Raw genomic sequence first — 24,055 nt, forward strand, 5'->3', positions numbered from 1 at the left:
CACCAGAAACGACTGTTTCCGGGAATTACCACGAAGAACACGAAGTTTTCAACATATTGTTATTTGCTTTATGTCCTTCGTGTCTTCTGCGGTAAATAATGTCTGTCTACTGGAAACCAAGAGCCGAAGCAAAAAATAAGCGACTTAAACTTGAGTTTTAAGGCTTTCCGCAATAAGCCGAGCCAGCTGTTCATGTCCGTTATTTTCAATATCTGCATAGCGCAGTCCAATTTTGCACTGATCGCTGGACATACGCCGAGAAAAAACCACATGGCACCGTGCGACTATTTTGGATAACGATTCATCATCATTAGACAGATTCAGCTCGACAAACACGGATACCGGCCTGCCGTCACGGACAAAACTCCCTCCCGGCGTAAGCATGTTCCGTTGTGTGATATTACACTCTACACTTAGCCCGCCCCTGGATACATCTATCACAACCACCTTAATGCACACGCCATCGCCGGTAGTAACCATGGCGGAAACCTGTACAGGAATCCTTTGATAAAACCTACGCTCCATAACTATCCACACTTAACTATTATCAAAATCACTTAAAAATTTCAGTTTAAAAAAAATTATTCCGCTGTAATTTAAGGGCTTTTCACCACGCAGCCATAATTTTATGATTCACCGTGCTTTTGCCTAACGATCAAATAATCGGTTCGCCTTTGGCTAGCTTCGGTAAATTGCCTTCCAAACCCATCGCACTGCGCATCACTTTATTTTTAGCGGGTAAAATTCGTTCGGCTAAGCCCAGTCCAAAGTTGCGCAAGAACTTGACCGGCAACGCCTGATTGCTGAACACTCGGTAAAAAACATCCATGACCGTCATCATTTTCAGGTTTTCATTGCGGCGCATTTTTTCGTAACGCCTTAAAACCGTCAAATCACTCAACTCAAGACCTTGCTTATGAGCCTCAATGAGAACCTCACCCAAGGCCGCCGCATCCAGCAAACCGATATTAACACCCTGCCCTGCCAACGGATTAATCATATGCGCCGCATCACCTACCAGAACTACACCGGGTTTAACATAGCTTTGCGCATGTTGACGTTTCAACGGAAAACTCGCCGTTCCCAAGATAGCGTTAACCTTGCCCAGACAATCAGGAAACGTTGCTGTCAATTCGCGTAGCAAATCATCCTTAGGCAATGCTTTCAACCGGCTTATCTCATCCGGCGAGTTATACCAGACTATTGATCCGTAATGCCCGGTTAACGGCAAAAATGCCTGCGGCCCGCTAGGAACAAAGCGCTGCCAAGTTATATCCTGCTGCCCGTAATCGGTTGCGATATAAATCACCAGCGCATGCTGCTTATAATCCCAACTGGTTACGCCCAAACCCACTGTTTGCCTAACTCTGGATTGACCGCCATCTGCGGCAACCAACACTTTTGCCGACAAAATACGGCCATCAGCCAGTTCCACTACAGTCAGGTTTCCAGCAGAATAGTTGATTTTATCAATGGTAGCCGGGCACATCAGCTCGATATTGGCAAAATCGTGTAATCGCTCCAATAACGCCAGTTGAGTCACCCTGTTTTCAACGATATAACCCAATTCGGAATAATGAATATCATCGCTGCAAAACTCGGTATCCCCTGCGGTTTCCCAGACACGCATCCTGCGAAACGGACAAAGCCTGCGCTTGACCACACCATTCCAGGCACCTACAGTTTCAAGGATATTTTTTGACGCAATACTCAGCGCAGAAACCCGTAAATCATGAGGCTGATCAGCCGCAAAAGCTTGCGGAGGAACACTTTCTATCACCGCCACTTTCAATGAGCTTCCGCCAAGACTACAGGCAACGGCAGCGCCAACCATGCCCCCGCCAACAATTACAACATCAAAATTTTCTTTCATCATTAACCAGTCAACATATGAATTTACTTAACGCTAGAATAAGCAGATTGATTATTAAACCACGAAGACACGAAAAACCCAGGTAAAATCGGTAACTATTCAGCCTTATTCCTTGCTTCATTTAGTTCTGTAGCCCCGCTTGAACCCCAAAAATCACCGTCAGCATAATTCAAAGCATGCTTTTGCACTTTCAGCCGTGTTATTAAACAGCGGAACGAGCGTCGACACGAGTGAATAAACTGAATATTCTATTTCATTAAAACAACCGAAATAAACACCGCATCTGTATAAATCGTCAATAAAAGACCTCTGCCAACCTCATAATTATGAACAGTAACCAACACTGTTTACTAGTGCTGGCGACAAAAGACTACGTGACAGAATTATCTGTCATCCGTATAATTAGATAATTTTGCCGCCCCTGCGACGGCTGATGCGAGCATCAAAACAGGTGCGGAACGAGGGTTATTAACATAAAAAAATAACAACCCTTTTGTAATATTTTTCAGAGGTGACAATGAGTCAAAGTACGCTACCGACCAGACAGGGTTTATATGATCCACGCAATGAACATGATGCATGCGGCGTGGGTTTTATCGTTCATATAAAGGGTCAAAAAAGCCATGAAATCGTACGTCAGGGTTTGGAATTACTGACCAACCTGACCCACCGTGGCGCGGTCGGCGCAGATATCCATGCGGGCGATGGTGCTGGTATTTTACTTCAAATCCCCGACACTTTTTTCCGTGCGGAATGCGACAAACTTAGCATCTCCCTGCCGAAAGTCGGAGATTATGCGGTTGGCATGATATTTTTGCCTAGCGACGCCGCCAATCGAGCCACTTGCGAGAAACTGTTAACCGACATTATTGTTCGTGAAAATGCCGTAGTGTTAGGTTGGCGCGATGTACCTGTCGACAATCAAACCCTGGGTGAATCGGTAAAACTGGTTGAACCGTTTATACGGCAGATTTTTATCGGTCGCGGATCAGATTGCTCTAATCAAGACGCTTTCGAGCGCAAGTTGTTTGTCATTCGCAAGCAAGTTGAAAACACTGTGCGTGATTTAAAGCTAGATCATGGACACGCTTTTTATATTCCGTCGTTATCGTCACGTACCATAGTCTACAAAGGCATGTTGCTGGCAGATCAGGTCGGAGCATTTTATCCGGATTTGAACGACGAGCGCATGGACAGTGCTCTGGCCTTGGTGCATCAGCGTTTTTCCACCAACACCTTCCCAACCTGGGATTTAGCGCATCCTTTCCGGCTGATCGCCCATAACGGTGAAATCAACACCTTGCGCGGCAATGTTAACGGCATGGCGGCGCGTCGTCATTCCATCGCGTCCAAGGTACTGGGCGACGACATGCATAAACTGTGGCCGTTGATCGACGAAGCGCAATCGGATTCGGCCTGTTTCGACAATGCACTGGAATTATTGGTTGCCGGCGGTTATTCACTGGCCCACGCGATGATGTTGCTGATCCCCGAAGCATGGTCCGGCAACGTGTTAATGGACGAAAAACTGCGCGCGTTTTATGAATATAATGCTGCCTTAATGGAACCCTGGGACGGCCCTGCGGCTATCGCCTTCACCGATGGCCGTCAAATCGGCGCAACCCTGGATCGCAACGGCTTGCGTCCTGCGCGTTACTTGGTCACCGATGACGATTTCGTTATTATGGCCTCGGAAATGGGCGTTTTAGAGATTCCCCAGCACAAGATTATCAAAAAATGGCGCTTGCAGCCAGGCAAAATGCTGTTGATCGACACCGAACAAGGCCGCATTATCGACGATGCGGAATTGAAAGCCAATTTAGCCGCTTGCCACCCTTATGCCGAGTGGCTAAGTAAAACACAAATTATGCTTGCCGATCTGCCTGCTGAAATTTCTGCAATGGCACCCGATGCGCATACCCTGCTGGATAGACAACAAGCTTTCGGTTATACCCAAGAAGATATTGAACTTATCCTGAAACCGATGGCAAAAACCGGACAGGAATCGATCAGCTCAATGGGTATTGATGCTGCACTGGCGGTATTATCGGAGCGTTCGCGCTTACTGTACGATTATTTCAAACAAGGTTTTGCCCAAGTCACCAACCCGGCCATAGACCCTATCCGCGAAGAATTGGTCATGTCTTTGGTTTCACTAATTGGTCCACGCCCCAATTTATTGGGCCTGGACGAAGGCGGAACCCACATGCGCCTGGAAGTGGAACAGCCTATCTTGAGCAACCAGGATTTAGAAAAAATTCGCCGTATCGAAACGCGTACCGGCGGCGTATTCAAGACTAAAACCCTGACGTTTTGTTATCCTTTCGATTTGGGAGCAAACGGCATGGAAGCGGCACTGGATAACCTGTGTCTTGCGGCAAAACAGGCTGTTGAAGAAGGTAATAATATTCTGGCTCTGTCCGACCGCGACCTGGATATTGCCCATATCGCGATACCTGCCCTGCTCGCAACTTCTGCCGTGCATCACTACCTGACCCGCGAAGGTCTACGCACTAAAGTAGGCTTGGTTATTGAAACCGGCGAAGCACGCGAAGTTCATCATTTTGCGTTGTTAGCGGCTTACGGAGCGGAAGCGGTTAACCCTTATCTGGCGTTTGACACGCTCTCCGGTTTATGCGAAAACATTCCTGACCTAACCGAGTATGAAGCACACAAACGCTATACCAAGGCGATCTCCAAAGGTCTGCTCAAAGTCATGTCCAAAATGGGTATTTCGACTTACCAGTCTTATTGCGGCGCGCAAATTTTTAATGCGCTCGGTTTAGCAGAACCCTTTCTGGATCGCTATTTCACCGGAACAACCAGCACTATCGAAGGCATCGACTTAGCCCAAATCAGCGAAGAAACCACTCGCCGCCATCAGATTGCTTTCGGCAATGCCCCGTTATACCGCGACGCACTAGATGTTGGCGGCGAATATGCCTACCGCGTACGCGGCGAAGCGCATACCTGGACACCTGAAACCATCAGCACCTTGCAACACGCGACGCGCAGCAACAGCTACGAAAAATATGCTGAATTCGCTCGCCTGATTGATGAGCAAGGCGAATCCTTGCTGACCTTGCGCGGCTTAATGTCATTCAAGGAAGATGCGACCCCGGTGCCATTGGATGAAGTGGAATCGGCTGCGGACATCGTCAAACGTTTTGCAACGGGAGCTATGTCGTTCGGTTCAATTTCCTACGAAGCGCATACTAATCTGGCTATTGCGATGAACCGCATCGGCGGCAAATCCAATACCGGCGAAGGCGGAGAACTTCCTGAACGCTTCAAGCCTCTGCCCAACGGAGATTCGATGCGTTCGGCGATTAAACAGGTCGCATCCGGCCGTTTTGGCGTAACCACCGAATATCTGGTCAATGCCGACGACATTCAGATCAAAATCAGCCAGGGCGCAAAACCCGGCGAAGGCGGACAACTGCCCGGCCATAAAGTCGATGCGGTTATCGCTAAAGTGCGCCATGCCACTCAGGGCGTAGGCTTAATATCGCCGCCGCCGCATCATGACATTTATTCGATTGAAGATTTGGCGCAGCTGATCCATGATTTAAAAAACGTCAATCCCGAAGCGAGGATCAGCGTCAAACTGGTATCGGAAGTCGGTGTCGGCACCGTTGCAGCGGGCGTTTCCAAAGCCCACGCCGATCATGTGACCATTTCCGGCTATGAGGGCGGTACCGGCGCAAGCCCAATGAGCTCGATCAAACACGCCGGTTTGCCGTGGGAAATCGGCCTTGCCGAAACCCATCAAACACTGATACTCAACAAGCTGCGCGGACGCATCGCCGTCCAAGTCGATGGCGGTTTGCGCACCGGCCGCGATGTCATCATCGGCGCCTTATTGGGCGCTGATGAATTCGGCTTTGCCACTGCGCCCTTGATCGTGTCGGGTTGCTTAATGATGCGCAAATGCCATTTGAACACCTGCCCGGTCGGCGTGGCGACTCAAGACCCGGTACTGCGCAAACGTTTTACCGGACAACCGGAACATGTGGTCAATTATTTCTTCATGGTCGCAGAAGATGTGCGTCAATGGATGGCAAAACTGGGTTTCCGCAGCTTTAATGAAATGATCGGTCGCTCGGACAAGCTGGACATGCAGCGCTCACTAAACCATTGGAAAACCGAAGGGCTGGACTTTAGCCGGGTTTTCTATAAACCCGCCGTTGAAAATGGCACAGTCCTTTATCACCACGAACGCCAGGATCACGGCTTGGAACATGCGCTGGATCATACCTTAATTGCGCAAGCACAACCTGCGCTGCAAAACGGACAACCGGTGGTCATCAATACGCCTATCCGCAATATTAACCGCACTTTCGGCGCGATGCTGTCCGGCGAAGTCGCCAAGCGTTATGGACATAAAGGCTTGCCTGAAGACACCATTGCGATCCATGTTAAAGGTACCGCAGGGCAAAGTTTCGGCGCGTTTTTGGCGCAAGGCATCAGCATCGAGCTTGAAGGCGAAGGCAATGATTATGTAGGCAAAGGCATGAGCGGCGGACGTATCGCCATTTACCCGCCTAAAGACTGTCCTATTAATCCTGCTGAAAATATTATCGTCGGCAACACTGTGTTATATGGCGCCATCAGCGGTGAATGTTATTTCAGCGGTGTTGCCGGTGAACGTTTTGCGGTGCGCAATTCGGGCGCTGTCGCGGTTATCGAAGGCGTGGGCGATCATGGCTGCGAATACATGACCGGCGGTGTCGTGGTCGTTCTCGGACAAACCGGCCGCAATTTTGCAGCCGGCATGTCAGGCGGTGTGGCTTATGTACTGGATGAACAAGGCGACTTTGAAAAGCGTTGCAACATGGCCATGGTGGAACTCGAACCCATCCCCGAAGAAGATGACACGCTGGAAGCCATCGCGCATCAGGGCGGCGACATGGAAACACATGGACGCGTCCACCTTATGTCCGATATGACCCGTCATGATGCACAACGCTTAAAGCATTTAATTGAAAACCATAAGCGCTATACCAACAGCGCAAGAGCGCTGCACATTTTGGATAACTGGCAGGATTATTTGCCACGTTTTGTTAAGGTCATGCCGGTCGATTACCGCGAAGCGCTCAAACAAATTCAGGCTGAACAAGCATCCGCGACTGCATAATCGTTGCGACACTATAGGCTACAACTTAAGACAGAAAACAACCCAAGGCTTAACCGTTCGCCCTAAGCCTGTCGAAGGGTGGACGGTTAAACCGTTCATGGTTCGACAGACTCACCACGAACGGCTTAACCTTAGACTGTCCCGTATTGAGTTAGTAGCCACACTATTTAAGTAGAAGGTATTAAAAATGGGTAAACCAACCGGGTTTATGGAACTAGAACGCACTGAACGGCACACTGCATTGCCGAGTGATCGTGTCCTGCATTATCGCGAATTCACGCTAGCCCCCAGCGACGCCGAACTGGCTGAGCAGGGTTCGAGATGCATGGATTGCGGCATTCCTTTTTGTCATCAAGGCTGTCCTGTTAATAATATTATCCCGGATTGGAATGACGGGGTTTATCAAGGGAATTGGCAGCAGTCGCTGGAAATTTTACACAGTACCAACAACTTTCCCGAGTTTACCGGACGCATCTGCCCTGCGCCCTGCGAAGCGGCTTGCACACTCTATTTGCAAGATCAGCCTGTAGCCATTAAATCGATAGAATGCGCCATTATCGACAAAGGCTGGGAAATGGGCTGGGTAAAACCGCAAATTCCAGAGCAACGCACAGGAAAACGCGTGGCGGTGATCGGTTCGGGCCCGGCGGGACTCGCCTGCGCACAACAGCTGGCGCGCGTCGGACATGAAATAGTAGTCTACGAAAAGAACGACCGTATCGGCGGCTTGTTGCGCTACGGCATACCCGATTTCAAGATGGAAAAAAACCATATCGATAGACGCATTGCGCAAATGCAAGCCGAGGGCGTCAGCTTCAGGCCCAACAGTCATATCGGCGCCGACATTTCCGCACAGAAAATACTCGCCGACTACGATGCCGTGGTCTTGGCGGTAGGCTCGGAACAGCCGCGTGATCTGGATGTTGAAGGACGCAATGATTTTACCGGCGTTCATTTTGCGATGGATTTTTTGCGCCAGCAAAACAAACGCAATGCCGGTGACATCATAGCCGAAGATAGCGCCATTACCGCCACCGGCAAACATGTAGTGGTGATCGGCGGCGGCGATACCGGTTCCGATTGCATCGGCACATCGATTCGTCAGGGTGCAGCCTCCGTGGTACAACTAGAAATCATGCCGCAGCCGCCTGAAAAAGAAAACAAGTCGCTGACCTGGCCGCTGTGGCCTAACAAGTTGCGCACCACGTCTTCACATAATGAAGGCATCAAAAAGCGTTACTGGAGTGTAAATACCAAAAGTGTTACCGGAAAAGAGGGGAAAATAACCCATCTGAACGCGGTAGAAGTGGAATGGAAGCAAGAAAACGGTCAGTGGAAAATGAGCGAGAAGCCCGACAGCGCTTTCACCTTGGACGCAGATATTGTGCTGATAGCCACGGGTTTTGTTCACCCCGTACACGAAGGCTTATTGCAGGAACTTGGCGTTGAACTCGAGCGTAACAACATCAAAGCCACTGATAAACAGTACCGCACCTCAATCGATAAAGTATTCGCCGCAGGTGACGGCCGACGTGGACAATCGTTGGTAGTATGGGCGATACGTGAAGGCAGACAAGCTGCCAGAGCAGTCGACGAGTTCCTGATGGGAACATCGGAACTGCCGAGGTAATGATTTAGCTGTTAGCTGTTTTGTGGGATTGACTTTAGACGTTCCCACAAAACAGTCCGCTTAAAGTGCTTTAGATTTTATTTTTGAACACCGTTTACACTGATAAACGGTGATTAGTTTTCCTTGTTTAACATCAAACTGCTGTTCATTTACGACTTCCCATTTATGAAAACCGCTACGGCATAAGGTATTGCCTTTATGCAGTTGTGACAGCTTGGGTCGGTTGAATTGAACTACCTCCCCCATGATTTTCCTCCAGGCCAAAGTTACGACCAAAGCCAGCTTTGGACTCCGGTAGATAGGTAGTTTTGGAGTCCAAAGCTGGCTTTGAAGTTTAAACGTCACAACCTGTGACCCACTAACGTACTAGCGCATTTTCCAAAAGCAGATGAACGAGTGCCGTTGGAAAATAAGCAGTTGCAATTTTTAAATAACTACAAAAAATTTGTGTCTTCGTAAGAACGCATCAACCTGCTCATTTCTTAGCAAGAGCATTCCACGCCGCAAGCCAAGCTTGCGACTGATAAAAATCTGCTTTCCTGTCAAGAAAACCTGTCAATACCAGTCGCAAGGTGTTATCAATAATACCGAAGAACTCGGCGTAGCCCAACTGCGGACTAATATTACGTATCTCCCCTTCCTTAATGCCAACTTCAATGATACTGATGATTTTCTTGAAAGCTGCAGATTCATGTAACGGCTTTGCTTCGGGCAAAAATTCATTGACGTTCAAAACCAACAAAAACCGCGACACATCGGGCGCATCATCGGTTAATTTGAACAACAAATCGACAATACTGCGTAATTGCTCGGATGATTTTTCGTTGGTGCGCCTTATGTCATCAATGGAGATGCTTAAACTGTCGAATATATTTGCATGCAACTGCACTGCAATCATTTGTTTGGTTTTAAAATGCTGATAGATTATGCCGTTTGTCTTTAGTCCGGCCGCCTCTTTAATATCGATTAACGATGTATTGAAATAACCTTTTTCGGTAAATAATTTCAAAGCCGCCAACAATATTTTATCCTGCACTTCAGATTGAGTCTGAATATCTTCTATTTCCTGATCCATGTTCTTCTTTCACAGCTGATTCAATGCGCTGTATTGTGTGTTATTGAAAATCCAAGCAGTCTACAAGTTATAGACCCAATTCTATTTTGCGGTCAATACCGCTAGTGCTGCCCTTAAGTAATTAATCATCGACCATAATGTCAATATCGCCGCAATATACAACAAACCGTAGCCGCAATAATTTATGGGCAGACCCAGTAAATCTTCGCGATATAACAACAGGCCGATCGCCAGCATTTGCGCCGTAGTTTTCCATTTTCCTAATTGGGAGACTTTAACCTGCGCCCGCTGTCCGATTTCTGCCATCCATTCTCGCAACGAAGCAATAGTGATTTCTCTGCCGATAATGATAGCGGCAGGAATAGCCAAATAAGGACTGGCTTGCTGCTGGACGATCAACACCAAAATCATGGCCACCATCAATTTATCCGCCACGGGATCTAAAAAAGCTCCAAACGGCGTCTCCAACTGCATCTTTCTAGCAAGATAGCCGTCTAGCCAATCGGTAATCCCTGCCGCTAAAAAAATCAGCATGCAGGCAACATTGGAATATTCCCAAGGCAAGTAAAAAACCACGGTTAATAAAGGAATTAACGCAATTCTTAACAGCGTAAGATTTGTAGGTAAGTTAAATTCAATCATCTTGATGATGAAATAGCTCGTATATCCGTTGTGCTAAAGAACGGCTTATGCCGTTTACACTGCAAAGGGCATCCACGCTAGCTTGTGAAATACCTTGCAGTCCCCCAAATTGTTTCAATAAAATCTGTCGCCGTTTAGGCCCCAATCCTGGAATGGCTTCCATAGCCGATTGTTTTTTAGCCTTGCCTCGACGTTGCCTGTGTCCTGTTATTGCAAACCGGTGCGCTTCATCACGAATATGTTGAATCAACAACAGACCGCTAGCGCCAGGCTTTATATCTATCGGCTGAGCCTCATCCACCAGAATCAGCTTTTCCATGCCGGGTTTTCTATCCGGCCCTTTAGAAACACCGACTATCATAACATTATTTATGTCTAATTCCGCCAGTGCCTTTTGCGCTTCATGAACCTGACCTTTGCCACCGTCGATGAGCAATATATCCGGAGCAGTATGTTCTCCCTGTTTGAGCCGCTTAAAACGCCTGAATACCGCTTGATGTATAGCTGCATAATCATCGCCGCCGGTTATGCCTTCGATATTAAAGCGGCGATAAGCCGATTTTACCGGCCCTTCCCGGTCAAAAACAACGCAGGACGCAACCGTCTGTTCGCCCTGGGTGTGACTAATATCAAAGCATTCGAGGCGTTTCGGCAATTCCTTGCAGCCCAATTCTTCCTGCAAACTGAGGAACCGGGCATAAATACCCTGTTTATCGGACAACTTGCTCAACAGGGAATTTTGGGCATTGGTACAGGCCAAAGACAGCCATTTTAAGCGCTCGCCCCTGACATTATGGGAAATGGTCACCGCATGTTTCGACTGCGTCGCCAACACCTCCATCAATAAATCGACTTCTTCCGGTTGATGACTGACGATCAATTCATCCGGCGTTTGTTTATCTAAGTAATATTGCGGAATAAACGCCTGGACGATAGCGGCCTGATCATATTCACCGGTTATCTTGGGATAAAACACCTTGTTGCCCAGATGCTGTCCGTTGCGGATAAAAAATACCTGTACACAGGCCACGCCGGCTTTGGTCGCGCAGGCAATAATATCAACATCGCCGCGTTCACCCTGTACAAACTGTTTTTCCAGCACCGAGCGCAATTTTGCAATCTGATCCCTGAAACCGGCGGCCTGCTCATATTCCAGACTAGCCGCCGCCTGCTCCATCTTAACAATCAACCGGTCAATCAGCAGACCGCTCTTACCTTCCAGAAACAGCACTGTGCTGCCAACATCCTGCGCATAGCTGGCTTTATCGATTAGACCGACGCAGGGCGCAGTACAGCGGCCTATCTGGTATTGTAAACAAGGCCGGGAACGATTGTTAAAAACAGAATCCTCGCATTGTCTGATCGGAAAAATCCGTTGCAGCAATTTCAGACTTTCCTTGATGGCGCCGATACCCGGATAAGGACCGAAATATTTACCCTTACGCTTTTTTGCGCCGCGATGCAGGGTGATCTGGGGAAAATCCTGATCCGTAGACAGGAAAATATAAGGATAGGACCTATCGTCTCTTAAACAGATATTGTATCGGGGTTTATGGCGTTTGATTTGCTGGCATTCGAGCAACAATGCCTCGCCTTCGGTATGCGTTACCGTAACTTCAATGGCCGCAATCTTGGTGACCATCGTCTGTTGCTTGGTCGAGGCTGTTTGCTTTTTAAAGTAACTGGAAACCCGGTTTTTAAGGTTTTTAGCTTTGCCGATATAAATAATCTCGCCCTGGTCATTCAGCATCTTGTAAATGCCGGGGCGCGTGGTCAGATTTTTTAAAAACGCTGTTACGTCAAACTGGTTTTCTGATGAATCGGGATTCACGCTTTATCCTGGTAACATAAAACATTGCAATGCTTTCATGATCTTACATTACGCTATATCCGCCAAATTACCCTTGGTTTCCAGCCACACTTTCCGGTCTTGCGAACGTTTTTTAGCCAGCAACAAATCCAGCTGACCGCTGGTGTCGTCATTTTCCTCAACCGTTAACTGCACCAGTCTGCGGGTGTCCGGGTTCATCGTGGTTTCCCTCAGCTGGCTGGGATTCATCTCGCCCAGACCTTTAAAGCGCTGCACATTGATTTGGCCTTTGAGTTTTTCGGCGGCAATGCGATCCAGCACGCCGAGTCTTTCAGCTTCATCCAGCGCATAAAACACCCGTTTGCCGACATCGATACGATACAAGGGCGGCATCGCGACAAAGACGTGACCGGCAACCACCAGCGCATTGAAATGCTGATAAAACAACGCGCAGATCAGGGTCGCAATATGGTTGCCGTCGGAATCGGCATCGGCCAGGATACACACCTTGCCGTAGCGCAGGTTCTGCAAGTCGGAAGAACCCGGCTCTATCCCCAAGGCCACCGCAATATCGTGAACTTCCTGCGACGCCATCACCTGAGCGGACTCGACTTCCCAGGTGTTCAAAATCTTGCCGCGCAACGGCATAATCGCCTGAAAGTCACGCTCCCGCGCCTGCTTGGCCGAACCGCCAGCAGAATCGCCTTCGACCAGGAACAATTCAGTTCGGGATAAGTCCTGCGCCGAACAGTCGGCCAATTTTCCCGGCAATGCGGGGCCTGAGGTGATTTTTTTGCGAATGATTTTTTTATTGGAGCGCAGCCGCTTTTGCGCGCTGGAAATGATGATTTCGGCGATTTTCTCGCCTTCAGCGGGGTTCTGGTTTAACCACAGACTGAAACCGTCTTTAGCCACGCCGGACACAAAAGCCACGCATTCGCGGGAGCTGAGTCGCTCCTTGGTTTGCCCTGAAAACTGCGGATCTTCCAATTTTACCGACAGCACAAAATGGCAGTTTTCCCAGACATCTTCCGGGGCGACTTTAACGCCGCGCGGCAGGATATTTCGGATGTCGCAAAACTCGCGCATCGCTTCGGTCAGGCCTGCCCGCAAGCCGTTGACATGAGTTCCGCCTTGCGCAGTCGGTACCAGGTTAACGTAACTTTCGGCCAGCACTTCCGCCGGATTTTCAATCGCCCAGACGATACCCCATTCAACGGCTTCATGGTTAGCAGCCATGTTGCCCATAAAAGGCTGCTCCGGGCTATAGTCAATATCGCCTATGCGGTCGAGCAAATATTCCTTGAGACCATCCTGATAACACCAGAAATACTCTTCATCGGTTTGATCGACTTTCAACGATATTTTTAAGCCCGGACATAAAACCGCCTTGGCGCGCAACACATGCTTAAGCTTTAAAACCGATATTTTATTGGAATCGAAATATTTTTCATTCGGCCAAAACCGGATAGACGTTCCGGTATTATTTTTGCCGACTGTTCCGGTCTCCGCCAGCTCGGTTTGTTTTTCGCCATCGGCATAGTCCATTCGATAAATCTTGCCATTCCTTTTGACTTCTATTTCCAGTTTTGCCGACAATGCATTAACGACCGAGACGCCCACCCCATGCAATCCGCCGGAAAACTGGTAATTCTTATTGGAAAATTTGCCGCCCGCATGCAGCTGGGTCAAAATCACCTCGACGCCAGGAATGCCTTGCTCAGGATGTATATCGACCGGCATACCTCGGCCATTATCACTGACCTGCACCGAACCGTCTTTATACAAGACCACATCGATGGCCGTAGCATGGCCTGCCATTGCTTCATCGACACTGTTATCAACGACTTCCTGCACCAGATGGTTAGGTCGGGTAGTGTCCGTGTACATGCCGGGGCGCTTTCTCACCGGTTCCAGTCCGCTTAAAACTTCAATGGCCGACGCGTTATATTCGTTACTCATACTTCCCAATCACTCACAATTCAATTTCATATATAATACGGAGGCGCAAGGTACAAGGCGAAAAAACCTTGCACCGTGTACCTTTAAGCTTGCATCTTTACTATCGTATCATTAAAAATATTTTTATCTCATGCCGAAAAAAAAAACCACGACTTTATTTGAAGACTCCCTCGTCGAACTTGAACAGTTGGTTAACCAGCTTGAACAAGGCGAACTTTCGCTGGAAGACTCATTAAAGTCATTTGAACGCGGGGTTAACCTGACCCGAATTTGTCAAAAAGCCCTGCAAGGGGCCGAGCAGAAAGTTCAAATCCTAATTGAAAAAAACGGCACTCAAACCCTGGAGCCATTTACCGATGAGTAATGCGTTAAAAGACTATCTTGATTTTTGTCAAACCCGCGTGGAAAAAGCTTTAGAGGCTCGTCTTCCCAGTGCAACCATACTGCCGCAAAAGCTGCATCGAGCCATGCGCTACAGCGTGCTGGACGGCGGCAAACGCATGCGCCCCATGCTGACCTATTGCACCGGAAAAACGCTGGGCATTGCCCCGGAAGCATTGGACGGCCCGGCTTGCGCTGTCGAATTCATCCACGTTTATTCGTTGATTCATGACGATCTTCCGGCGATGGACGATGATGATCTCAGACGCGGAAAAGCCACCTGCCATATCGCTTTTGATGAAGCCACCGCTATTTTGACCGGCGATGCGCTGCAAGCTTTGGCTTTTGAAATACTGGCCAATGATCCCAGCATCACTGCAACTGCTGAAGGCCGTTTGAAAATGATTGCCGCTTTAACCAAAGCCAGCGGCTCCCAGGGCATGGTAGGCGGTCAAGCCATCGATCTGGAATCGGTAGGAACCAGCTTGACGCTGCCTGAACTTGAAAACATGCATATCCACAAAACCGGCGCGTTGATTCGCGCCAGCGTCAACATGGCTACGCTGGCGAAAGCCGATATAGATCCCAATATTGCCAAAAAACTGGACAACTATGCCAAATGCATAGGTCTGTCGTTTCAAGTTAAGGATGATATTCTCGACGAAGAAAGCGATACCGCAACCTTGGGCAAAACCCAGGGCAAAGATCAGGATAACAACAAACCCACCTACCCTGCCCTGTTGGGTCTGGCCGGGGCCAAACAAAAAGCGCAGGAACTGCATGAGCAAGCACTGGAAAACCTGAGTATTTTCGGCAGCGAAGCTGATTTATTGCGCGATTTATCGCTTTATATTATTCAGCGGGATCACTAGGAGGCTATCCGAAAATCATAGGATTAGAAGAAATTTAGACCGATTGAAATCTCTTCTTCACCACAATACCGAGCAGCTAAATGATTTCTTTAAGGATTGAGTGGTTGCGTTGAATGCACATCAAACAACACAAATCTGTCGAAGCAGATTTGTGTTTAAGTGCATAACAGAATAAACCTTAGATAAATTATTTAACGTCCAGGCAAATTTTAATAATAAGATTGTTACCGTAATTTTTTGCTAATTTAGTGACGTTATCAATTATTGATTGATCCACTACACAATTTCTAATATAAAGCTGTCCCCCAAAATAGATTCTATCCACTTTCATACCGATTTTCAGTTGTGGCAATGCAATTTCAACAATCGAAATGGGTTTTATAGGTTTATTTTGGCTATTCATGACAAAACCTTTACGCCATCGTTCTGTAGCCACAGCAAGCAGTTTCGATTTAGCCAGTGCCTCTTTGAGCTCCTCAACAGTTGCCCCTTTGAGTACATTAGCAAAAATATCGACAATATCAGGGTCATAACAACTTTCTTTCCGAATCATTAATTGACTGAGTGCAGCGTCAGCGTACATGACCTTACCGGTCATTGAACCCTCAAGATACTCGATATAGTCACTGACCACACTGAGAATACGCGATCCTAATGGAATGTTTTGTTGTTTCAAGCCATCGGGAAAGCCTTGACCATTATAGTGTTCATATTGATGCCGGATTAAAGTAGTCGCCCCTGCAAACTGTGTCAAACCAAGCAATAAAACTTCACTTTCAACTGAATGACCTAAATAGCGGTATTTGTCGACAACAGACATTGAATAGAAAGGTTTAGTCAGTAATTTATCCGGCAAAGTTATCTTACCGATTTGCATCAGCAATGCGGCATAAAAAATATCTTTCTTCTCTTCTGTGCTCATATCCAATACACAGGAAATCAGCAAGGCTTTTTCAGCGATATATTTTGACCGGCCGCTTTTAATACCTGGGTGCGTTTCGACAATACGTGAGAGTGCCCTGACGAAATCAATATCTTGTTTTTTTATACGCTCATCGGCATGCTCAAGAGACTGGATCGCAGCCTTAAACCGTTCAATATACGTCTCAACTTTCTTTTTCATTTGTTTATTTTGTTTGATGATTTATTGATGACAACTCATATCAGATTCACAATACCATGAACTCCGCAAGCTCTATCCAGGCTACGCGCTACGGTTGTTTACAGTGCATTTGTGACCACGAATCGCGGCGCAACGCACCTTGACTGCATTCCCACGTAGCCCGTGGGAATGCGACAAACCGGATAGGAACACATTGTTGTTTTCAACAAGGAAAAATGCAAGACCTGGAATCTTTTTACATTTTCTAAAGCGCCCAGCGATAAAGTTAAAACATATTTTCCGTGACATAAATTTCGGATCCGGAAATAGCGACCCCAATGCCTTGTTGGTCGTAGTTTGGCGACAGGATGTTTTTTCGATGCGGCGGACTTTCCATCCAACCCTGCACGGTCGATTGCACAATTTCTTCCTGAGTTTTCCAAAGATATTCTTTTTTTACCATGACCCCGTTTTGTGTCGTCGTAACGACCTTATCGTAAAGATGGTTCATAAATATATTTTCACCCGGACCGATTGCCCAAGCATTAGGGGCGTATTGCTTTTTCTTGTTCCATCCCAGATTTTTAGCTCGCTCGACGGGATCTTCCCCCTGCAAATTCGTGTGACTAAAAAAATGATAGCTCGCCATGTCGCTGCTATGCTTGCGGGCGATGTCGGCGAGTTGCTCATCCCTATCCAATTGGGACAATCCGTGATTTTGTCGCACCCGGTTTATTTGTTGATGAATTCGGCGTTCAAGATCAGCAGCCGTTATCTCCGGCGGCGCGCCAGCATCGGCTGCTACCGGATAATGAGCAAGGCCGAGGCAAAAAATGAGCATGGATAAAATTCGTTTCATAATGTTGATACGGGAATAGTGGCGTAAATAAGGAAAACGTAAAGGGACATTCGGTACTCGGAAAAAAGCAAAAAAAGTGTCAGATCTTGCCTTATGCATAATTAAGCGAGTAATTTATCGTACTCTGCATGACTGCCAATCCAAAACCACTGCACACCTTGCTCGACTGGAACTCCAAGTGCGCGATAACCCAAGCTAACGCGAACGCTACGAAACGCCCCATTTTTAACGGGTTTGAATTGTAACGAGGGATGATGCGGATTTTGTTTGAGCAGCTCATAGCTGTTACGCGCTTGCTGCTGGATATTAGCTGGCAACGCATCGAAATATTGCCAAAACTTTGAAGAGGTAAAATGCTTCAAAGCTCACGCGTCGTGCCATTGTGATATTCAGCTAAAGCTTCAGCAGCCAGTGCATCAAGCTTTCCTGCATTAGCGTCTGCTTCAATCTGCGCATCCCAAACAGCCTCATCAAACTGAGCAAACCACCGGCGAAACTCAGCCAACTCGTGTGCAGGTAATTGCTGAACCGCCTGTTCAATAGCTTGGATAGAAGTCATAAATTACTCCAAAATGTTTTCGTTAAAGCATTATATTACAAATCACTCTTTCTCATCCCAAGCCTTATCCATCCGCTTTACAGAAACCGGATAGGCCGTTTTAAGCTGCTGGGCGAACAGCGACACCCTGAGTTCCTCCAGCATCCAGCGGAACGGGTCTTGTTCCGGGATAACCTTGTCTTTTTTGGCTTTCTTCTCTACATCCTTCCAATACCGTATCGCATAACGGCTGACTTCCTGAACTTTTTGCAGATTGTTATCCCGTTTATCCAGCCGGTATTGTACGGCCTTCAAATAGCGCGGAATGGCTTTGAGCTGCTGATAAGGCGTGTTGCGGATAAATCCGGCATAAATCATCAAATCCAGCTGCTCGTTAATATCTTTAGCCAGCGGATCATTGGCATTCAGGCGGTTCAGTTGCGTTTTGATAGTGCCGTACAGTTCCATGATTTCCAGCGCGATTTTCCCGGCTTCATTGGCGGCGTTGATCAGCCCGGCTTTATTGGCTTGCAAGGTTTGTTCAAAAGCCTGCTGGGTGCGAATAATTCGGCTCTCAATAAACACTCCGTACAGCACTAAATAAAGCAGGTCGTCTTTATACGATACGTTCGCGTCTTCGCCGATAAGCGGATGTTTCGGCAAGCGGTTATAGGTCAGTTCTGCGACCGCCGACTTCGGCATGTTTTTGGTTACATAGGTGCATTCCTTGCGCAGTTGCAGCTGGAACAGGCGCATTAATCCGGCCTGATGCTGTAACGCGGCTTTTTGCTCGGTGTCGAAAATGCGCACGCCGACCGCATCGCCTTCATCGATGATCGCGGGGTAGCCGACAAAAGCTTGTTCATTCTGGACAAACCGGTAAGTCTCCGGCAGGTCGTCGAATGCCCAGCCGATGCAGCCGGTATAGTTCAGCTCGTCGGCGGCAATCTGGTCGAAGCTGTCCCCGGCTTTGACTGTATGCTTGAGCTGCAATTTTTTCAGGTCGCGCCCGTAATCCAGCAGCTGGCCTTGATCGTCTATGACCCTGAAATTCATCCTCAAATGATCGGTCAAAGTCTCGGTATTCCAAGCGTTTAACGGAATCGCCTCGCCAGTCAGTTTTCTTAAGCGGTTGCCCAACCATTCCTGCAACGCGCCTTTAAAATCCGGCTCGATTTCAAGACACTGTTTGACTTTTTCAGGCACGGGCACAAAATGTTTCCTGATGTTTTTGGGCAGGGATTTAATCAGCGCGATACATTTTTCTTCCAGCAGTCCTGGCACCAGCCAGTCGAAGGACGTTTGCGAAACCTGATTCAATTGATGCACCGGGATGATTGCCGTGACCCCATCTTCATCATGGCCGGGTTCAAAGCGGTATTGCAACGGGATGGTCAGGTTGCCGACCTTCTTGCTGTCCGGGAAATCCCATTCGTTGACATAGTCTTCCTCATGCTCACGCGTCAAATCCTCCTTGGTTAGAAACAGGATTTTGGGATTGGCGCGTTCCACTGTTTTACGCCAGGTATCCAGGGCAACGCCGCTGACAATCTCGGGCGGCAGTTTGCTGTCGTAGAATTCATAAAGCCATTGCTCGTCCTCGACCAGATCGACCCGGCGGCCTTTATGCTGAATCATGCCCACTTCTTCGAGCAGTTTCTGGTTGGCGACATAAAACGGCGCATTGCTGTGGTAATCATGATCGACCAGCGCTGAGCGGATAAAAATCTCCCTGGCAGCTTTTGGGTCTACATGGTCATAGGGAATCTTGCGCCCGGTTTGCAGCGTCAAGCCGTACAGCAAAGTGCGTTGAGACACCATGCAACGCGCGCCTTTCTTTGACCAATGCGGATCATAATAGTTGTGCTTGACCAAATGTTCGGCGCATTGCTCTATCCATTCCGGCTCGATTCTGGCGACATTGCGCGCATAAACTTTACTGGTTTCGACCTGCTCCGCCGCCATGATCCATTTAGGTTTGAGCTTATGCAGCCCGGAACCGGGGAATATGAAGAATTTCAGGCCGCGTGCGCCCAGGTATTCGTACTGCTCATGGCGAAAGCCGATATTGGACAACAAGCCCGGCAACAGGGCGCGATGGATTTTTTCATACCCCGGATCATCGGTGTTCGGGTGCATTTTTAAATCGCCTTTAACCACCTGCATGATTTGCGCGTGAATGTCGAACCACTCGCGCATCCGCATATAAGACAGGAAATTATCGGTGCAGTATTTGCGCAACTTACTGTTGGACAGGTGTTTTTTCTGTTCCTCGTAGGTATTCCAGATAGTTAAAATGGTTAAAAAATCGGACTCGGGATGACGAAAAGCCGCGTGTTTGGCATCGGCCTGCTGCATTTTATCGGCGGGTTTTTCCCTCGGGTCTTGCACGCTCAGCGCGGAAACGATAATCGCAACTTCGGTCAGGCAATGCTCATGCGCGGCCGCGATCAGCATTCGGGCAAGCTTGGGATCGGTCGGGAATTTGGCCAGCTGTTTGCCGACTTCGGTGAGCTTGCCCGCTTTATCCAACGCATTAACTTCATGCAGCACGGTTTTGCCGTCGCGGATCATTTTATCTTCGGGCGGCTCCAGAAACGGAAAGTCTTCAATATCGCCAAGCTTTAACGACATCATCTGCAAAATAACCGCAGACAAATTGGTGCGCATGATTTCCGGCTCGGTAAACTCAGACCTCGCCAGATAATCATCGTGCGAATACAGCCGGATGCAAATACCCTCGGCAACCCGACCGCAACGCCCCGCCCTTTGGTTGGCGCTGGATTGCGAAATGCGCTCGATTGGCAAACGCTGAATCTTACTGCGATGACTGTAACGACTGATCCGCGCGTGACCGGTGTCGACCACGCAACGAATGCCCGGAACCGTCAATGAAGTTTCCGCGACGTTGGTCGCCAGCACGATGCGCAGCTTGCCGCCTTTGGGATTGAATACCCGCTCCTGTTCGCTGACGCTGAGTTTTGAATACAGCGGCAAAATTTCATATTGAGTCGGGTGATGCTTTCTCAGCGAATCGGTCGTTTCCCTGATTTCGCGCTCGCCGCTGAGAAAAATCAGGATGTCGCCGCGCAAATCGCGATACAGCTCATCAACGGCATCCAATATCGCGTTTTGCAATTCATCGCCGGTTTCGTCTGTTGCTTTTTCGCCGTCCGCTTCCTCCTTAGGAACGATAGGCCGGTAACGCATGTCGACAGGGTATGTCCGCCCCGACACTTCGATAATCGGCGCGTTATTAAAATGCGTGGAAAAACGCTGGGTGTCGATGGTTGCCGAGGTGATGATCAGCTTTAAATCGGGGCGTTTTGGCAGCAGCCATTTCATGTAACCGATCAAAAAATCAATGTTCAAGCTGCGCTCATGCGCCTCATCGATGATGATGGTGTCGTATTGGTTTAAATAAGGATCGTTTTGCGACTCGGCCAGCAAAATACCGTCAGTCATCAGTTTGATTAACGATTCGGCGTGGGTTTTATCGTTAAAACGGATTTTGTAACCGACCGATTTGCCCATCGGTTCGCCGAGTTCTTCGGCGATGCGGTCGGCGACAGTACGCGCGGCAATCCGTCTAGGCTGAGTATGACCGATAAAACCTGCCGCACCTCGGCCTATCGACAGGCAAATCTTGGGCAATTGGGTGGTCTTGCCGGAACCGGTTTCGCCGCACAGTATCACCACCTGATGCTCTTGTATCAGCGTGGCGATGTCATCTTTTTTGCCGGCAACCGGCAAATCAGGAAAGGTAAGCACCGGAAAACTGGCAAGGCGCTTGTTCCTGGCGGTGATTGATCTTTCAATCTTACTTGCCAGCACATTTAATTCTTCAATTGAATATTTGCTGCGGCAGCGGTCTAACTGCCGTTTTAATAGAGGCCTGTCCTGGTTAAGACACTGCGCTAACTGATGGGTGAGTTGCTTGATAAGATCGGGGTTGGACATTAAAAACAGCCGGATAAAATAAGACCATTATACGTTAATTTATCTGTTTTTAACTTTATCAGACCCTTAGCTTTATTCAGGCTTATTTAAAGTATCTAAAAAATCAATCAACCAAGGTTCATGGAAATAATGTGTTATCAGCTAAACCCCCAGTACCAGGCTGTATTTTGTTTGTATTGGAAGCTTCGGTATTCCGCCGCTACATCATCTGAATGAGTGCTTATAGGTTCTTATACTAATTGCTTAACCCGCTGGACTATTGATATTTTAAATGCGGAGAAGAGAACCAAATAATCACTTATTAAACATCATTGTCAAAAGCATAAAAAGGATAGACTTATGAAAATATATACTGCAGAGTTTTTAGGTACATTTTGGCTGGTGCTTGGCGGTTGTGGCAGCGCTGTATTGGCAGCGGCATTTCCTGATGTCGGCATCGGTTTGCTCGGGGTTTCTCTGGCTTTTGGTTTAACCGTACTTACCATGGCCTATGCAATCGGACATATCTCCGGTTGCCATCTCAATCCGGCTGTTTCTATCGGACTATGGGCTGGCGGTCGTTTCCCGGCAAACCAGTTACTGCCTTATATCATCTCTCAAGTATCGGGCGCGATTGTTGCCGGAGGCGTTCTTTATCTTATCGCCAACGGTAAGGCCGGGTTCGATGTTTCAGCGGGTTTCGCTGCCAATGGCTATGGCGCTCATTCGCCAGGAGGTTATTCGCTGCTTGCGGCCCTGGTCTCTGAAGTTGTTATGACCATGATGTTTTTGCTGGTTATTCTCGGTGCGACCGACAAACGCGCACCCCAGGGAATGGCGCCTATCGCTATCGGTCTTTGCCTTACCCTGATTCATCTGATCAGTATTCCTGTAACCAACACCTCGGTAAATCCTGCACGCAGCACCGGTGTCGCCGTCTTCGTTGGTGACTGGGCAGTTGGACAGCTGTGGTTGTTTTGGCTCGCCCCGATCATTGGCGCGGTACTCGGTGCTTTAATCTACCGCTTCATAGGTAGCGCGGAAGAATAAGGCTGAACACTGTCATTTTCCCATCAACATAAAATACTCAAGCGATACCTGATCTTAAAATTCGCTTAGTGAATGGGTCTCCTTTTTACGCAAGATAGCCATTAAATCTTCGGCCAAACTCGTTACATCGCCCTCGGTAATAAACACCAAGCGACCTTTACCGTCATCGATCGATCTAACGGGCAGCCGGACAGGCGCATAAAGCCTATTGGTAACACCCTGAATCAATAACGGCTCAGGGGATTCAGGCGTAAAAACAACGCCTTTTAAACGTACTAACTGCTGCGGGTGTTTGTTAAGTAAAGACTTCAGCGCAATCTGTAAGCGCGGCCAGGCAATAGGATCATCCAGCTGAAGGCTGATGCTGTTAAATCGGTGCTCGACATCATTTTGCATTTGACCTAGCGGGCGAATTTTCTTTGACAACCCCAGTAATAAATCAGGCGCTACCGCCCCCTGCACGACATTCAATCTGACAGCACTCGGTGCCAGTTTATCAAGCCAGGCGCTGGTCGCCGCCAGTTGTGCCGTACTGGCTAAATCGCCATGGGTGAGCGCTACCGTATCTGCCCAGCCGAGTTGCGCTTGAGCTTCAGTGAAACGCTCAAGAGACTCTGCGCCAGTGACTGCCGACACCGTCGCAATCACTCCCTGCAGATGATAACGGGCTGATAGCCAGCGTTCCCTTAACAGGGTATCCAGTACCGGTTCGGGATTGGCGACGCCGCTAGTTTCGATGATGACTCGATCAAACGGTTTATCGGTCTTAGCCTCCCAGGCCATGCGCAGGTTTTTTAATACCGGCGTTAATGAACCACGAATTTGGCAACACAAGCAACCTCCAGCCAACACCGACATCGGCACGTTGTGATCTCTGAGCAGTTGTTGGTCAATCGGTGTGGTTCCGAATTCATTGATAATCACCGCAGACTTCGGTGCATGCTGCAACAGACGGTTAAGCAACGTGGTTTTGCCACTGCCTAAAAAGCCGCTGATGACGATGACCGGAATGCGCTCGATGATTTTGCTTTTGTTCATTTCGTCTAATCTCCCGAAATCGCATGATAAGGTTGTCCGCAATTATGCATCACAAAACGCTCACCGTCAGTTTGGTTAAAACTAACATCCCCGACCGCAAAATTATCCGGGCTTAAATTATAAAACCGGTCGTAATAGGCTTGAATG

18 protein-coding genes are annotated in these 24,055 nt (G+C 48.3%); 5 read left to right on the top strand and 13 right to left on the bottom strand.

All coding sequences use genetic code 11. The annotated features are described in order from the left end of the window. Positions 1–144: 144 nt before the first annotated feature. Positions 145–525 carry a PilZ domain-containing protein gene (locus ABXJ76_RS09535; RefSeq protein WP_432746370.1) on the bottom strand — a complete coding sequence of 127 codons (381 nt, stop codon included), beginning with the start codon at positions 523–525 and terminating at the stop codon, positions 145–147. Positions 526–655: 130 nt separating this feature from the next. Continuing rightward, positions 656–1,873: a UbiH/UbiF/VisC/COQ6 family ubiquinone biosynthesis hydroxylase gene (locus ABXJ76_RS09540; RefSeq protein ID WP_432746487.1), complete on the bottom strand. Its 1,218-nt coding sequence runs from the start codon at positions 1,871–1,873 to the stop codon at positions 656–658. Positions 1,874–2,390: 517 nt separating this feature from the next. Here ABXJ76_RS09540 and gltB point away from each other — a divergent pair. After that, complete coding sequence (gltB, locus tag ABXJ76_RS09545) at positions 2,391–7,010, top strand: glutamate synthase large subunit (protein ID WP_432746372.1); 4,620 nt, start codon at positions 2,391–2,393, stop codon at positions 7,008–7,010. Positions 7,011–7,197: 187 nt separating this feature from the next. Then, positions 7,198–8,640 (top strand): glutamate synthase subunit beta, encoded by a 1,443-nt coding sequence (locus ABXJ76_RS09550; protein WP_432746374.1) that lies wholly within the window; start codon positions 7,198–7,200, stop codon positions 8,638–8,640. A 60-nt stretch (positions 8,641–8,700) separates the two neighbouring features. On the opposite strand, the gene ABXJ76_RS09555 is transcribed toward ABXJ76_RS09550, so the two are convergent. The 5 genes from ABXJ76_RS09555 to parE form a co-directional block, all read right to left on the bottom strand. Beyond that, positions 8,701–8,886, bottom strand: a complete 186-nt coding sequence (locus tag ABXJ76_RS09555) for a hypothetical protein (protein WP_432746375.1) — start codon at positions 8,884–8,886, stop codon at positions 8,701–8,703. Positions 8,887–9,115: 229 nt separating this feature from the next. After that, complete coding sequence (locus tag ABXJ76_RS09560) at positions 9,116–9,715, bottom strand: TetR/AcrR family transcriptional regulator (RefSeq protein ID WP_432746377.1); 600 nt, start codon at positions 9,713–9,715, stop codon at positions 9,116–9,118. Positions 9,716–9,796: 81 nt separating this feature from the next. Then, entirely contained in the window at positions 9,797–10,357 is a 561-nt protein-coding gene (gene pgsA, locus ABXJ76_RS09565) for a CDP-diacylglycerol--glycerol-3-phosphate 3-phosphatidyltransferase (RefSeq protein WP_432746379.1), read from the bottom strand. Further along, positions 10,350–12,188: an excinuclease ABC subunit UvrC gene (gene uvrC / locus ABXJ76_RS09570; protein WP_432746381.1), complete on the bottom strand. Its 1,839-nt coding sequence runs from the start codon at positions 12,186–12,188 to the stop codon at positions 10,350–10,352. Before uvrC ends, pgsA begins: the two co-directional genes overlap by 8 nt. A 48-nt stretch (positions 12,189–12,236) precedes the next feature. Further along, positions 12,237–14,129, bottom strand: a complete 1,893-nt coding sequence (gene parE / locus ABXJ76_RS09575) for a DNA topoisomerase IV subunit B (RefSeq protein WP_432746383.1) — start codon at positions 14,127–14,129, stop codon at positions 12,237–12,239. 130 nt (positions 14,130–14,259) lie between these two features. Here parE and ABXJ76_RS09580 point away from each other — a divergent pair, with 130 nt between their 5' ends. Both ABXJ76_RS09580 and ispA read left to right on the top strand, forming a co-directional pair. Further along, entirely contained in the window at positions 14,260–14,493 is a 234-nt protein-coding gene (locus tag ABXJ76_RS09580) for an exodeoxyribonuclease VII small subunit (RefSeq protein ID WP_432746385.1), read from the top strand. Next, entirely contained in the window at positions 14,486–15,382 is an 897-nt protein-coding gene (gene ispA / locus ABXJ76_RS09585) for a (2E,6E)-farnesyl diphosphate synthase (RefSeq protein ID WP_432746387.1), read from the top strand. Before ABXJ76_RS09580 ends, ispA begins: the two co-directional genes overlap by 8 nt. Before the next feature lie 187 nt (positions 15,383–15,569). Here ispA and ABXJ76_RS09590 read toward each other — a convergent pair whose 3' ends face one another. The 5 genes from ABXJ76_RS09590 to hrpA all read right to left on the bottom strand — a co-directional run bounded on the left by ABXJ76_RS09590 (position 15,570) and on the right by hrpA (position 21,841). After that, complete coding sequence (locus tag ABXJ76_RS09590; RefSeq protein ID WP_432746388.1) at positions 15,570–16,505, bottom strand: HD-GYP domain-containing protein; 936 nt, start codon at positions 16,503–16,505, stop codon at positions 15,570–15,572. Positions 16,506–16,770: 265 nt separating this feature from the next. Beyond that, on the bottom strand, positions 16,771–17,343 hold the full coding sequence (locus ABXJ76_RS09595) for a CAP domain-containing protein (RefSeq protein ID WP_432746390.1): 573 nt from the start codon (positions 17,341–17,343) through the stop codon (positions 16,771–16,773). 101 nt (positions 17,344–17,444) lie between these two features. After that, on the bottom strand, positions 17,445–17,705 hold the full coding sequence (locus ABXJ76_RS09600) for a hypothetical protein (protein ID WP_432746392.1): 261 nt from the start codon (positions 17,703–17,705) through the stop codon (positions 17,445–17,447). Further along, a complete protein-coding gene (locus tag ABXJ76_RS09605) occupies positions 17,702–17,902 on the bottom strand; it encodes a hypothetical protein (RefSeq protein WP_432746394.1) in 201 nt (66 codons plus the stop codon). The genes ABXJ76_RS09600 and ABXJ76_RS09605 overlap by 4 nt, the downstream gene beginning before the upstream one ends. A 42-nt stretch (positions 17,903–17,944) precedes the next feature. Next, positions 17,945–21,841, bottom strand: coding sequence for an ATP-dependent RNA helicase HrpA (gene hrpA, locus ABXJ76_RS09610; RefSeq protein WP_432746395.1), 3,897 nt, complete (start codon positions 21,839–21,841; stop codon positions 17,945–17,947). 339 nt (positions 21,842–22,180) lie between these two features. Here hrpA and aqpZ point away from each other — a divergent pair, with 339 nt between their 5' ends. Then, entirely contained in the window at positions 22,181–22,870 is a 690-nt protein-coding gene (gene aqpZ / locus ABXJ76_RS09615; protein ID WP_432746397.1) for an aquaporin Z, read from the top strand. 54 nt (positions 22,871–22,924) lie between these two features. Here aqpZ and ABXJ76_RS09620 read toward each other — a convergent pair whose 3' ends face one another. Beyond that, positions 22,925–23,908: a CobW family GTP-binding protein gene (locus tag ABXJ76_RS09620; RefSeq protein ID WP_432746399.1), complete on the bottom strand. Its 984-nt coding sequence runs from the start codon at positions 23,906–23,908 to the stop codon at positions 22,925–22,927. Positions 23,909–24,055: the final 147 nt, after the last annotated feature.

The sequence above is a fragment of the Methylobacter arcticus genome (assembly GCF_050917435.1).
Taxonomy (GTDB): domain Bacteria; phylum Pseudomonadota; class Gammaproteobacteria; order Methylococcales; family Methylomonadaceae; genus Methylobacter_A; species Methylobacter_A titanis.